The sequence below is a fragment of the Streptomyces sp. NPDC053427 genome (assembly GCF_044544985.1).
Classification (GTDB): Bacteria; Actinomycetota; Actinomycetes; order Streptomycetales; family Streptomycetaceae; genus Streptomyces.
The window spans coordinates 160,463-172,384 of sequence record NZ_JBITYA010000007.1 but is presented as its reverse complement, the minus strand read 5'-3'; the positions used below and the strand labels follow the sequence as shown (position 1 = coordinate 172,384).

Here is an 11,922-nt window from a genome sequence, read left to right as displayed (position 1 = left end):
CGGGTGGCGGGACGGCGGGCGGCCGGGGACCGGCCTTCGCCGTGCTACCCGCGGCGCAGGAAGCGGCGGTCGGCGTCGAGGACGCGGGCGTACGGGCCCGCCGCGCGCAGCACCACGCCCAGTACGCCGTCCGGATCGGCGGCGTAACTGTGCGCGAACCACGGCATGTTGGCCTCGACGACCGCCCAGCGGCCGTCGTCCAGCAGACCCACATCGACCGCCGCCGCGCTGGGCAGCGGGGCGAGGCCGGACAGCCGCGCGGCGAAGGCGCGGACGTCGGGTGCGTACGGATCCTCGGACAGCGGCGCCGGGTCCAGGCGGCCGTGGACGGCGTAGCGGGTGGCGGCGGCGAGGGCGCCGTCCAGGAGGAACAGCCGGTACTCGGCGGCGAAGGAGACGACGTCCGAGACCAGGACCGGGGTGTGCGGGGCGGCCGGCGGCAGCCGCCGGCCGTCGCCGTACACGCCCGGCGGGAAGGATTTGTCGCTCGGCGGCTTGGCGAAGAACGGACGGCCGGCGCGGCGGCGGTCCGCCTCCGCGTGCGTCGTCAGCTCGATGTGCCGGTGGGTGAGCGGGCGGGGCAGCTGGGCCAGCCAGTGGTCGGGCGGCTCCAGCAGGCCCAGCCGCAGCGTCCCGGAGACGAGGTCGGCGACGCGGGGGCCGCCGTGCCAGTGGACGGCCCGCCCGGTCAGCGCGCGGACGGTGTCCGGGCCGGTCAGGGTCGCCGTCTCCAGGCCGCGCCGGGCGGCCGCCTCGGTCAGCAGCAGGGCGGTGCTGGTGCGCTGCGCCGAGATCAGCAGGACCGGGGCGGGGCCGGGGGCGCTCATGGCCGGGGCGTCGGGTGCGGCGGGTGGAAGCTGCGGACGAGTGCGATACGGCCGACGATGTGCCGGTTGAACTCCGCCAACTCCTCGGCGGGAACCCAGAGTTCGAGGATTGTCTCGCCGCCCGCCTGGCGTACCGGATAGCGCTCCAGGAACGCCGCCTCGACCTCGAAGCGGGTGACATGGCCGATCCCGGAGGCGGGCACGTTCCAGTCGCGGGCGATCCGTATCGCGTAGTCCTCGTTGAGCACCGGATAGAAGATCGGCTGGTCGGGCAGCCGCGGCGGCCAGGCGCGCCAGCCGGAGGCCTCGACCAGGGCCAGCTCCTCGGGGCCGGTGGGGCGCCAGAGGGTGCGGGTGGGGGACGGCTGCCCGTCGGGCGCCGTTGCCGGGCGGTGGCCGGGCGACGGCTCGGGTATGGCGATCATGGCCGTACGGTACGGGCGCGGGCGGTGCGGACGCGCGGGGTTATCCGGGAGCCGTACCGGGCGCGCCCTTCACGGCCGTCCGGCCGCCGGTCTCTTCACACCAGTCCCGCCGCCGCGCCGTCGATGCCGAGCAGGCGGTGCAGTTCCCGCGCGCCGTCCGGGGTGAGGCGGACCGCCCGGCCGCTGCCGATCCGGCGGACCCAGTGGAGTTCCAGGAAGCGGTCGCAGAGCCGGGCGCCGGCCGTGCCCGCGAGATGCGGGCGGCGCTCGGTCCAGTCCAGGCAGCCGCGGGCCTGCGGGCGGCGCCCGTTGCGCAGGGCGGCCGTCTCGACCCCGAGGCCGTCGGCGAACCACTGCCGTCCGGCGTCGGTCAGCGTGAATCCGCCGTCCTGGTCGACCAGCCCGCGGTCGGTCATGGCGTCCGTGACGGCCACTCCGAGCCGCCCGGCCAGGTGGTCGTAGCAGGTGCGGCCCCGCGCGAGCGCCGCGGACGCGCTGACGGCGCGCAGCCCGCGCGGTGGGGCGGTCGGCGGGCCCAGGTGGGCGACCAGGGATTCGAGGAGTTCGGCGACGCGCGGGCTCGCGAGCTGGACGTAGCGGTGCCGGCCCTGACGCCGCTCGACCAGCAGCCCGCCCTCCGTCAGCCGGGTCAGATGCTCGCTCGCGGTCGACGGGGCGACCCCCGCGTACGCCGCCAGCTCACCGGCCGTCCAGGCCCGCCCGTCCAGCAGCGCCAGGCAGAACGCGGCCCGGGTGCGGTCGGCCAGCAGCGCGGCCAGCCGGGCGAGGTCGGCGCCGTATGGGGGGCCGTCGGCGCTGGTGGTGCGGGTCGGTGGGGTGGGGGTCATGGGTTCTCTTGTCCGCCGCGGTACTTCGGCCACCGCCGAAACGATTCGTGCCTACCGTCCTCGGTATGAGCCGTACGCGTCGCATGAGCCCTGCAGGTCCTGTGAGCCCGGTGAGTTCCGTGAGTGCTGCGAGTCCCGTGAGCCACGTGGATCCCGCCGTGGCGTCGTCCCCCGGCGCCTTCCATGCCCTGCATCACGTCGGCGGGTCGTTGCTGCTGCCCAACGCCTGGGACGTCGCCTCGGCCGTCGCGCTCGCCGACGCCGGACACGCGGCGATCGGTACGACGAGCCTGGGCCTCGCCGCGGCCCACGGCCACCCCGACGGGCGGGGCCTGGCGGGGGTGCGGGCCGCGACGGTGGCGCTGGCGCGGCGGCTCGGGGGCCGGCTGCCGTGTCCGTTCACCGTCGACATCGAGGGCGGCTACGGGGGCGAGGACCACCGGGCGGCCGAACGGGTGGCCGGCCTGGCAGCGGAGCTGGCGGCCGCCGGCGCCGCCGGAGTCAACATCGAGGACGGGCTTCCCGGCGGCGAGGGCCTGCAACTCCCGTCCCGCCAGGCGGAGTTGATCGCCGCGGTGAAGGAAGGCGCCCCGGACCTCTTCCTCAACGCCCGCGTCGACACCCACTGGGGGGCCGACGACCCGCCGCCCCTCTCCGCCACCGTCGCCCGCGCCGAGGCCTACCTCGCCGCCGGGGCGGACGGCATCTTCGTACCGGGCATCGTGACGGACGAGGACGTGTCGGCCCTGGTGGGCGCCGTCCCCGCGCCGCTGAACATCCTCTTCGCCCCCGGGCGGCACACCGTCAGCCGGCTGGCGGATCTCGGCGTACGCCGTGTCAGCACCGGCTCGCTGCTCTTCCGTACGGCACTGGGGGCCGCCGTCGCGGCGGCGGAGTGCATCCGTACGGGGCGGCCGCCGGGCGGCGAGGGCGCTCCGGGGATCGAGACTCCGGGGTATGCGGACGTGCAGCGGCTGATGGAGTAGCCCCGGGTGCGGGAGGCGCGCTCAGGGCTCAGGGCTCAGGGTGCAGGCGCAGGGGGAGACGGGCTCAGGGGTCGGAGTGCAGGCGCTGGGGGCTGGCTCAGGCGCGCTGTGCGCGGCGGCCGCGGCGCGATCCGGTGGCCCGGGCGGGGTGGCCCCCGCGGCGTCGGCGGAGTGCGGCGATGCCCTCGCCCGCGACGCCGAGCGCACCCGCGCCGCCGATGAGTGCCGCCTGGGGCAGGTTGCCGATCTTCTCGGCCACTCCGGCCAGCCCGGCGTCCGGCAGCACGGCCTCGGTCCGGTGTCCCGTGGGCGCGGTGGAGTCGGCGGCGAAGGCGGCCCCGGCGGGAAGTGCCAGGGCGACCAGCGCGCCGGTCGCGACGGCGGCGGTACGGATCACGGAGCGGCGCTGGGCCGGCATGGGTACTCCTCGTCGTGGGCGGCTCGGGCCGCCTTGGGCGTACGGCGTGAGGCAGCACGTTACGCAGCGTCCTTAACGGTGACCCATACGTTGTGTAACAGTCACCAAGATCTCTGCTGTAGTTCGCGTGACGGAGCGGCCGACGGATGGCCCTCCTGGAGATTCCCCGCCCCGCCGCATTGGGTAGCTTGGTCTAGCTGTGCCCGGTATATACCGAATCCCGGATATCCGGTGCATCCGGCACCGCGGTATCCGTCCGTCCGGCGTATGCCGGCCGTACGTGGAGGCGAAGGGTGGTGGTGAGATGCCGCGGTTGCCGTCGCGGGCCCGCGCCGCCCTGGCCTCCCTCGCCGCGCTGGCCCCGCTGCTGGGCCTGCTCGCCGGCTGCGCGGGCCTGGAGGGGCTCGAGAGCGAGGGCAAGGCGCGGGATGTGAAGGCGCCGCTCGCCCTGTGGCCCGAGTATTCGCCCGCCCCGCCCACCCGGGCGGACAATCCGGCCGCGCGCAGGCCCGTACCGCATCTCGCCCGTATCCCCAGCGGCAGCATGGCGGCCGCGGACCCGCTCGCCGTCCTGGACGCCGACATCACGTCCGGTGGCGCCGCCGCGCCCGCCCCGAAGTCCGTACGCCGGCCCGTCCTGCGCGACCTCACCGACGACGGCAAGCCCGACCTGATCATGGCCGTCGACCTGGACCCCCGCACCAGTGAGCTGCGCGTCTACAGCGTCCAGAAGCAGGTCGTCACCCGGGTGCTGGTGCTGCGCGGGGTGCTGGCCGGGGTCGAGCTGGCGGCGGGACATCTCGTCATCCGCGAGCCCACCAAGGACCCGCGCTATGTCAGCGTCACCGACTACACCTGGGACGACGGCGAGCTGGGGCTGTGGGACCTCACCCTCGACGACGCCCGTACGCCCCAGACGCCGTCCCCGACTCCGTCGCGGTCCCCGACTTCGTCGCCGTCCCCGGCGCTGACCCCAGGGCCCGTGCCGTGAGGCGCCTCCCGGTCTCCCTGCGCTGGAAGTTCGCGCTGACCGTGACGGCGGTGTGCTGCGCGGTCGCCGCCGTCCTGGGTGTGCTCGTCCACAACGCGGTGGCCCATCAGACCGTCGGCGAGGTCCGCAAGGACGCCGGTAAGGACCTCGACACCGCCCTCGTCCTCTTCGAGTACGGCACCTCCCGCGAAGGCATCAACTCCGTCATCGACCCACCCGAACTCCCCGCGCCGCTGCGCCAGTTGGTGCACAGCGGTCGACGCGGCAGCATGGTCGGGACGTTTCACGGACGGTCGGTGATGTGGGTGGCGGCGCCCGCGAACGGCCAGATCATGGCGGTGTGGTCGCCGTACGGGAGCACCCGGCGCGCCCTGGAGGATTTCGATACGGCGATCCTCGGCTCGGCCGTCCTCGCCGCCGTCGTCGTCGCGCTGGCCGGACTGTTTCTCGCCCACCGCATCAGCCGTCGGCTCACCACCACGGCGGCCGTCGCCCGCCGGATCACCGCGGGCGATCTCGACGCACGGGTCGGCGGCAGCGGAGGCCGGCCCCCGGGGCGCGGCCCGGCGGGGCACGACGAGGTGGCGGCGGTGGCCGCGGCGCTGGACTCGATGGCCGGTTCACTGCAGAGCCGCCTCCAGGCCGAACAGCGCTTCACCGCCGATGTCGCCCATGAACTCCGTACGCCGTTGACCGGCATCCTCGCCTCGGCCGAGCTGCTCCCGGAGGGCCGCCCCAAGGAGATGATCAACGACCGGCTGCGGGCGCTGCACCGGCTCACCGAGGACCTGCTGGAGATCTCCCGGCTGGACTCCGGCGCCGAGCACGCCGACCTCGCCGCCTACGCACTCGGCCCGCTGGTCGAACGCTCGGTGCAGGCCACCCGGTCCGACACCGAGGTGCGGATCATCACGGACACGGTCGTCGAGACCGACCGGCGGCGCCTCGACCGTATCGTCGGCAACCTCGTCATCAACGCCCACCGGCACGGCCGGCCCCCGGTCCAGGTCACCGTCGACGCGCCTCCCGACGGCGCCCCGACCGTCGAGGTACGCGACCGTGGTCCGGGCTACCCCGAGGCGCTGCTGCGCCACGGCCCGCAGCGCTTCCGCACCGACGCGCCCGGCCGCGGCAAGGGCCACGGCCTCGGCCTGACCATCGCGGTCGGCCAGGCCGGCGTCCTCGGCATCGACCTGCGCTTCAGCAACGCTCCCGACGGCGGCGCCCGCGCAAAGCTTCAGCTGCCGCGCCATCCGGAGGACGGCCACTGACGCCCCTCAGCGCGCCCCCTGCACAGCTCGCCCTCGCACCTTGCCCGCTCGCACCCCTCGTTCGATCGTGCCCCTAGCCGATCGAGCCCTCACCAATCGATCCCGGCGTACTCATCGGCGTCCGGCTCCGGCGCCTCCCGGTCCTCCGCCGACGGTTCCTCCGCCAGCGGCTCCTCCGGCCGCGCCGCCTCTCCCGCACCGGCCGGGCCGTCCCCGGCCGGGCCGTCCCCGGCCGGTTCCGCGCCGTCCCGCCCCGCCAGCACCTCCAGAATCTGCTGGCCGTACTTCGCGAGCTTGTTCTCGCCGACTCCGTTGACCGACCCCAGCGCGGCCGTCGTCGCCGGCCGGGCGGTGGCGATCTCCCGCAAGGTGGCGTCGTGGAAGATCACATACGCGGGCACGCCCTGCTCCTTGGCCGTACGGCCCCGCCAGGCGCGCAGCGCCTCGAACACCGGCAGCGCCTCCGCGGGCAGATCCACCGGCGCCCGCTTGCCCTTGGACTTGGCCTTCGCCGTCGCCGCCCGCGCCGCCTTCTCCGGCTCCCGGCGCATCGGCACCTCGCGCTGCCCGCGCAGCACCTCGCCGCTCGCCTCCGTCAGCACCAGCGTGCCGTAGTCGCCCTCGACGGCCAGCAGCCCCTGCGCCAGCAACTGCCGTACGACGCCCCGCCATTCGGCCTCGCGCAGGTCGTCGCCCACCCCGAAGACGCTCAGCCCGTCATGGTCGAACTGAATGACCTTCGCGGTCTTGCGCCCCATCAGGATGTCGATGATCTGCCCCGCCCCGAACTTCTGCCGCCGCTCGCGCTGCAACCGCACGACCGTCGACATCAGCTTCTGCGCCGGCACCGTGCCGTCCCAGGTCTCCGGCGGGGCGAGGCACGTGTCGCAGTTGCCGCACGCGGTGCTCTCCTGCCCGAAGTACGCCAGCAGTCGGACCCGACGGCACTGCACCGACTCGCAGAGCGCGAGCATCGCATCGAGATGGACGGACAGCCGGCGCCGGTGCGCGTCGTCGCCCTCCGACCCGTCGATCATCTTGCGCTGCTGCACCACGTCCTGCAGCCCGTACGCCAGCCAGGCCGTCGACGGCTGCCCGTCCCGCCCGGCGCGCCCCGTCTCCTGGTAGTAGCCCTCCACCGACTTCGGCAGATCCAGATGCGCCACGAACCGCACATCCGGCTTGTCGATCCCCATGCCGAACGCGATGGTGGCGACGACCACCAGCCCGTCCTCCCGCAGGAACCGCGCCTGATTCGCCGCACGCGTCCGGGCCTCCAGCCCCGCGTGATACGGCACCGCCTCGATGCCGTTGTCCACCAGGAACTGCGCCGTCTTCTCCACCGACGCCCGCGAGAGGCAGTACACGATGCCCGCGTCCCCGGCGTGCTCGCTGCGCAGCAGCTCCAGCAGCTGCCGCTTCGGCTCGTTCTTCGTCGCGATCCGGTACTGGATGTTGGGCCGGTCGAAGCTGGCGACGAAGTGCCGGGCGTCCTCCATCCGCAGCCGCGACGTGATCTCCTGGTGCGTCGCTTCGGTGGCGGTCGCCGTCAGCGCGATCCGCGGCACCTCGGGCCACCGCTCGTGCAGCATCGACAGCGCCAGATAGTCCGGCCGGAAGTCGTGCCCCCACTGGGCCACGCAGTGCGCCTCGTCGATCGCGAAGAGCGAGATCTTCCCCCGGTCCAGCAGATTCAGCGTCTGCTCCACCCGCAGCCGCTCCGGCGCCAGGTACAGCAGATCCAGCTCCCCGGCGAGGAACTCGGCCTCGACCAGCCGGCGCTCCTCCAGATCCTGCGTGGAATTGAGGAACCCGGCCCGTACCCCCAGCGCCCGCAGCGCATCGACCTGGTCCTGCATCAGGGCGATCAGCGGCGAGATGACGACCCCCACACCGCTCCTGACCAGCGAGGGAATCTGGTAGCACAGCGACTTCCCGCCGCCGGTCGGCATCAGGACGACCGCGTCCCCGCCCCCTATGACGTGATCGATGATCTCCTGCTGACTGCCACGGAACGCGTCATAGCCGAACACGCGGCGCAGCACCTGCACCGCCTCGCTCACGTCCGAAACGCCTTCCGCATCCATGTCCACGACCACTTCCACGTCCGCCAGTGCCATTCATGAAGCGTACGAGCTGGGCGGGTGCGTCCGCTGAGCCTGTGGATAACTCGGACCGGCGATGTCCGTGGCCGTGTCCGTGGCCACGGCCACGACGGTGCGGGGCGGTGCGGTGCGGGGCGACGGTCCTTGCGCGACCGGCCGTCCACAATGATCTTCTTCGGCGTGTGACGCATCCCTCGCAGATTCACTGCTCATTCAATGTCGAGTCGAGTGACATCGACGGCGGACTTCTGAATGTCCGGCTCGCTCAGCCACGCGGACGGACGTGGAGCTCCAGTCCGCTGGTCCCCGGGGCCTCCACGCCCGGCAGCAGCCGCATGTCGTGGTCGTAGTCGCCGCCGACGAGCGTCCGGAACGCGACCGGCTCATCCGTGAAGAGGCCGTCGAGCCGCCGCCCGTACGCCCGCTTCCCCGCCGCGTACCGCTCCTCCGGCACGTCGTTCGCCCCGTACACCGCGAACGGTTCGAGCGGCGCCATGCCGGTGAACCAGAACAGGCCGTGCTGCACCGGGTAGAGGACGTCCGCCAGCGGCCCATGGATGCCTCGGTCGGAGAACCCCGTTTCCCGGGCGCCGATCGTCACCGACACCAGCGCACGCCGCCCGGCGAGGGGGCCCTCGGCATACGGCGGCGGGACCGCCGGGCCGTAGCCGAACCCGGCGGTGAACACCCGGTCGATCCATCCCTTCAGGATCGCGGGCACCGAGAACCACCACATCGGGAACTGCAGGATCACCGCGTCCGACCAGCGCACCTTCTCCTGCTCCGCCGCGATGTCCGGCGACAGCCGCCCCGCCAGCGTGGCCCGCTCCGAGGCGGCCATCACCTCCAGCCGCCGGTCCGCGGTGTGGTGGGGGAAGTCGTCGGCGTCCACCGTCGCCTTCCACTTCATCGCGTAGAGGTCGGACACCCGCACCTCGTGCCCCGCCGCACGCAAGTGCTCGACCGCGAAGGTGGTCATGGCGGCGTTGAGCGAACGGGGTTCCGGGTGGGCGCTGACGACGAGGATCTTCTTCGGCTGCTGCGGCGTGGCTTCGGTCATGCCACCACGTTCTCCCGGGCACGACCGGGCAGCCAGCACCCTGTTCAACCGGAGGAACGGCGATCCTGGTACTGCGAGGGCCACGCATACTTGAGCGCATGGACGGCGTGGACCACATCGAGCACATCGACGGCGCGGACAACCGCATACCGAACAGCGACGGAATCGCCCCCGCCGACGGCCCCGACGGCCCCCACCGCATCGACGGAATCACCGGAATCACCGGCATCGACGGAATCGGCGACACCCGGCGGGCGCTCGGCGGCTTTCTGCGCGCCCGCCGTGGGCGCGTCGCACCGGAGCACGTCGGGCTCTCCGGCGGCGGGCGCCGACGGGTGCGCGGACTGCGCCGCGAGGAGCTGGCCCAGCTCGCCGGGATCAGCGTGGACTACTACGTACGCCTCGAACAGGGCCGCGCCACCCAGCCGTCCCCCGAGGTGCTCGACGCGCTCGCCAGGGCGCTCGGCCTCGACGCGGCGGAGCGCAGCCACCTCGCCACCCTGGCCGGCGCCCGGCGCAGCCCCGTACCCCGAGTCCGGGTCAGCCCGCTGCTGCAACGCGCCCTGGACGCCATGGCCCACCTCCCGGCCTTCGCGACGAACCACCGTCTCGACGTGGTGGCCTGGAACACCCTGGGCGCCGAACTGACCGGCGGCCTGGCCGACCCGGCCCGCCGCGACCGGAACAACGCCAGATACCTCTTCCTCGACCCCGCCTCCCGGAGCGTCCACCCCGAGTGGGAGGACCGGGCGGCGGAGTCCGTGGGCCAACTGCGGGTCTCCGCGGGGCGTTACCCCGACGACGCGGAGCTGGCCGCGCTCGTCACCGAACTGTCCGAGCGCAGCGCCGAGTTCCGGCGGATCTGGGCCACCGGCGAGGTCGTGATGTGCAGGGCGGGACGCAAGCGGCTGCGGCATCCGTCGGCCGGCCTGCTCACCCTGGACTTCGAGACGCTGCACGTGCCGGCCGCGCCCGGCGAGACGGGCCTGGTGGTCCACGTGTTCAGCGCCGATGAAGGAAGCCGGGAGGCCGTCGCGCTCGCCCGCCTGGCCACGGCCGCAACGGCGCTGCCCGAGGCGCCGCAGCCGGCCTCAGCCGAGGCATCCGCCCATGCCTCGCTCCCCCGCACGGCCCCGGACGAGGAGCCCGAGGCGCGTGTGCACGGCGCTTCCCGCCCGCACGTGCACTGAACCCGTTCCGCGCAGCGCCGGCGGTGCGGCCCGACGCCGCCCGCCCTCACCGCCGCCCGGACTCGGGGACGACGGCCTCGCCGCCCTCGCGTACGGCTTGCACGGCGGCGGCATGCAGGACTTCCAGGCCGCCCGGCGCCACGGGGATCGGGCTGCCGGTGAGCGTGTACCACTCCTCGGCGCCGGTGTACTGGATACGCACCGCCGCACGCCCGTCGGGCTGGAGGGCGGTGGCGAGGGTGAGGTCGCCGGTGATGACGCCGACCTCATCGGTCATCGCTCCGCCGGGGCCGGCAACCACCGTGCCGATGCAGCGCCGGGGTTCGTCGGGCATCAGGCGCAGGTATCGAGCATCGTGACGAGCTGGTCCGCCTCGGGCTGCGTCACCGACAGCTGGTAGAGGTGCTTGACGTCCGTCCACGCCCGCGCGTACGTGCACCAGTAGCCGCGGCTCGGGGGGCTCCACTGGTCGGGCGACTGGTCGCCCTTGCTTCTGTTGGAGCCGGCCGACACCGCGATCAGCTGCGAGTGCAGCAGGTCATTGGCGAACTCCGTGCGCCGGGCCGTCGTCCAGCTGTCGGCCCCCGACCGCCAGGCGTTGGCCAGGGGCACCATGTGGTCGATGTCCACCTGCGACGCCGCCGTCAGGGTCTTGTCGTCGTAGAGGCTGCGCCACGTGCCGGAGACGGCCCGGCACTGGGCGTCCTGGGCGACGTTCTCACCGTCCCGCTTCAGCACGACCTCACGGGTGTCGCAGCTGTTGCCCTGCTGGATCCAGTGCGGGAACTTCGCGCGCGAGTAACCCTCCATCGAGTGCGGAGCCTCCACGGTCAGGTCCGCGAGCTCGGTGCGGGCGACCTCCGCCGAAGGCGGTTCGGGCATCTCGGCGGGTGCCGCTGCGACTGGAGTGGCGGCGACCGGCCCGAGAACAGCAGCCAGAGCAAGAGCGACGACAGAGACCAGCCGCTGGGCACGTGTACGGATCATGAGCTAGAAATATCGGACACAGTAGAAGAAATGCCGCACCGCCGACCGGATGGCGGCGTGTCACCCCACGCCGGCACCACAGCCCGAGCGAGCCGACATACCTCCGACCGGGTCGACATACCTCCGGCCGGGCCCGGGCGCGGCGAGACCGCGCTGCTGGCCGGCCCTCTTTCCCGGCGCCCGGGTGTCGGAGTTGTCATGCAGTCAGGCACTGACCATGCGACGTTACCGTCGCTTGCGGCCGAAGCGGCGCTTGCCCTTGTTCGTCTTCCGTCCCGTCAACTGTTGAGCCTCATGCGTCTTTCCCATTGCGGCCAGCGAAGCGGCGAGATTCCTCGTGACTTGCGCGGTTGCAGGATGGTTCGGGCCATGGACGCGAAGGCAGCGGGCGCGTGCATCTTTGAAGAATGCGACAGCCTCCGGGTGTAGGCGGAGAGCGTGCAGGGTGGCAGCGAAGCTGTTGATCGAGCTGAGGGTGTCTGGATGGTCCTCGCCCAAGACGCGGCGGCGGCGAGCGAGAACGTCCTCGTGCCTGCGGCGGGCCTCCGCATACTCCCCCAAGGCGTGAAAGGTGCTGGCGAGGCTGCCCACGGAGCTGAGGGTGTCTGGATGGTCCTCGCCCAAGAGACGGCGGCGGCGAGCGAGAACGTCCTCCTCCATGGGGCGGGCCTCCGCATATTTCTTCAAGGAGTACAGGACGCTGGCGACGCTGGCGACGGAGCTGAGGGTGTCTGGATGGTCCTCGCCCAAGACGCGGCGGCGGCGAGCGAGAACGTCCTCGTGCCTGCGGCGGGCCTCCGCATACTCCCCCAAG

General features: G+C 73.2%; 13 protein-coding genes. 4 read left to right on the top strand and 9 right to left on the bottom strand.

From position 1 onward, the window contains the following. Positions 1-44 precede the first annotated feature (44 nt). From ACIGWZ_RS21000 to ACIGWZ_RS20990, 3 genes are all read right to left on the bottom strand, one after another. Positions 45-827, bottom strand: coding sequence for an ATP-grasp domain-containing protein (locus tag ACIGWZ_RS21000; protein ID WP_400066760.1), 783 nt, complete (start codon positions 825-827; stop codon positions 45-47). Next, a complete protein-coding gene (locus tag ACIGWZ_RS20995; RefSeq protein ID WP_400066758.1) occupies positions 824-1,252 on the bottom strand; it encodes an ADP-ribosylation/crystallin J1 in 429 nt (142 codons plus the stop codon). Before ACIGWZ_RS20995 ends, ACIGWZ_RS21000 begins: the two co-directional genes overlap by 4 nt. A 95-nt stretch (positions 1,253-1,347) precedes the next feature. Beyond that, positions 1,348-2,100 carry an ArsR/SmtB family transcription factor gene (locus ACIGWZ_RS20990; RefSeq protein WP_400066756.1) on the bottom strand — a complete coding sequence of 251 codons (753 nt, stop codon included), beginning with the start codon at positions 2,098-2,100 and terminating at the stop codon, positions 1,348-1,350. 158 nt (positions 2,101-2,258) lie between these two features. Here ACIGWZ_RS20990 and ACIGWZ_RS20985 point away from each other — a divergent pair, with 158 nt between their 5' ends. Next, positions 2,259-3,086 (top strand): isocitrate lyase/phosphoenolpyruvate mutase family protein, encoded by an 828-nt coding sequence (locus ACIGWZ_RS20985; RefSeq protein WP_400066754.1) that lies wholly within the window; start codon positions 2,259-2,261, stop codon positions 3,084-3,086. Between the two features lie 97 nt (positions 3,087-3,183). Here the strand turns inward: ACIGWZ_RS20985 and ACIGWZ_RS20980 are convergent, their stop codons facing one another. Beyond that, positions 3,184-3,504 carry a hypothetical protein gene (locus ACIGWZ_RS20980; RefSeq protein ID WP_400066752.1) on the bottom strand — a complete coding sequence of 107 codons (321 nt, stop codon included), beginning with the start codon at positions 3,502-3,504 and terminating at the stop codon, positions 3,184-3,186. A 304-nt stretch (positions 3,505-3,808) separates the two neighbouring features. Here ACIGWZ_RS20980 and ACIGWZ_RS20975 point away from each other — a divergent pair, with 304 nt between their 5' ends. Both ACIGWZ_RS20975 and ACIGWZ_RS20970 read left to right on the top strand, forming a co-directional pair. Then, positions 3,809-4,495, top strand: a complete 687-nt coding sequence (locus tag ACIGWZ_RS20975) for a hypothetical protein (RefSeq protein WP_400066750.1) — start codon at positions 3,809-3,811, stop codon at positions 4,493-4,495. Next, a complete protein-coding gene (locus tag ACIGWZ_RS20970; RefSeq protein WP_400066748.1) occupies positions 4,492-5,766 on the top strand; it encodes a sensor histidine kinase in 1,275 nt (424 codons plus the stop codon). The genes ACIGWZ_RS20975 and ACIGWZ_RS20970 overlap by 4 nt, the downstream gene beginning before the upstream one ends. Before the next feature lie 89 nt (positions 5,767-5,855). Here the strand turns inward: ACIGWZ_RS20970 and recQ are convergent, their stop codons facing one another. Both recQ and ACIGWZ_RS20960 read right to left on the bottom strand, forming a co-directional pair. Beyond that, entirely contained in the window at positions 5,856-7,886 is a 2,031-nt protein-coding gene (gene recQ, locus ACIGWZ_RS20965; RefSeq protein ID WP_400066746.1) for a DNA helicase RecQ, read from the bottom strand. Positions 7,887-8,136: 250 nt separating this feature from the next. Next, positions 8,137-8,931, bottom strand: a complete 795-nt coding sequence (locus ACIGWZ_RS20960; protein ID WP_400066744.1) for an NAD(P)H-dependent oxidoreductase — start codon at positions 8,929-8,931, stop codon at positions 8,137-8,139. A gap of 98 nt (positions 8,932-9,029) precedes the next feature. Between ACIGWZ_RS20960 and ACIGWZ_RS20955 the strand changes: the two genes are divergently transcribed. Continuing rightward, entirely contained in the window at positions 9,030-10,121 is a 1,092-nt protein-coding gene (locus ACIGWZ_RS20955; RefSeq protein ID WP_400066742.1) for a helix-turn-helix transcriptional regulator, read from the top strand. A 46-nt stretch (positions 10,122-10,167) separates the two neighbouring features. Here ACIGWZ_RS20955 and ACIGWZ_RS20950 read toward each other — a convergent pair whose 3' ends face one another. The 3 genes from ACIGWZ_RS20950 to ACIGWZ_RS20940 form a co-directional block, all read right to left on the bottom strand. After that, positions 10,168-10,455, bottom strand: coding sequence for a hypothetical protein (locus tag ACIGWZ_RS20950; protein ID WP_400066740.1), 288 nt, complete (start codon positions 10,453-10,455; stop codon positions 10,168-10,170). After that, the gene (locus ACIGWZ_RS20945; RefSeq protein WP_400066738.1) at positions 10,455-11,108 is read right to left on the bottom strand and encodes an HNH endonuclease family protein; all 654 of its coding nucleotides are present in this window, start codon (positions 11,106-11,108) and stop codon (positions 10,455-10,457) included. Before ACIGWZ_RS20945 ends, ACIGWZ_RS20950 begins: the two co-directional genes overlap by 1 nt. A gap of 225 nt (positions 11,109-11,333) precedes the next feature. Next, positions 11,334-11,921, bottom strand: coding sequence for a tetratricopeptide repeat protein (locus ACIGWZ_RS20940; protein ID WP_400066736.1), 588 nt, complete (start codon positions 11,919-11,921; stop codon positions 11,334-11,336). Between the last annotated feature and the right edge of the window lies 1 nt (position 11,922).

Excerpts from the sequence above, each read along its gene's own strand:
- ACIGWZ_RS21000 (WP_400066760.1), bottom strand. The coding sequence starts at position 827 with ATGAGCGCCCCCGGCCCCGCCCCGGTCCTGCTGATCTCGGCGCAGCGC.
- ACIGWZ_RS20995 (WP_400066758.1), bottom strand. The coding sequence starts at position 1,252 with ATGATCGCCATACCCGAGCCGTCGCCCGGCCACCGCCCGGCAACGGCG.
- ACIGWZ_RS20990 (WP_400066756.1), bottom strand. The coding sequence starts at position 2,100 with ATGACCCCCACCCCACCGACCCGCACCACCAGCGCCGACGGCCCCCCA.
- ACIGWZ_RS20980 (WP_400066752.1), bottom strand. The coding sequence starts at position 3,504 with ATGCCGGCCCAGCGCCGCTCCGTGATCCGTACCGCCGCCGTCGCGACC.
- ACIGWZ_RS20975 (WP_400066750.1), top strand. The coding sequence starts at position 3,809 with ATGCCGCGGTTGCCGTCGCGGGCCCGCGCCGCCCTGGCCTCCCTCGCC.
- recQ (WP_400066746.1), bottom strand. The coding sequence starts at position 7,886 with ATGGCACTGGCGGACGTGGAAGTGGTCGTGGACATGGATGCGGAAGGC.
- ACIGWZ_RS20960 (WP_400066744.1), bottom strand. The coding sequence starts at position 8,931 with ATGACCGAAGCCACGCCGCAGCAGCCGAAGAAGATCCTCGTCGTCAGC.
- ACIGWZ_RS20955 (WP_400066742.1), top strand. The coding sequence starts at position 9,030 with ATGGACGGCGTGGACCACATCGAGCACATCGACGGCGCGGACAACCGC.
- ACIGWZ_RS20950 (WP_400066740.1), bottom strand. The coding sequence starts at position 10,455 with ATGCCCGACGAACCCCGGCGCTGCATCGGCACGGTGGTTGCCGGCCCC.
- ACIGWZ_RS20945 (WP_400066738.1), bottom strand. The coding sequence starts at position 11,108 with ATGATCCGTACACGTGCCCAGCGGCTGGTCTCTGTCGTCGCTCTTGCT.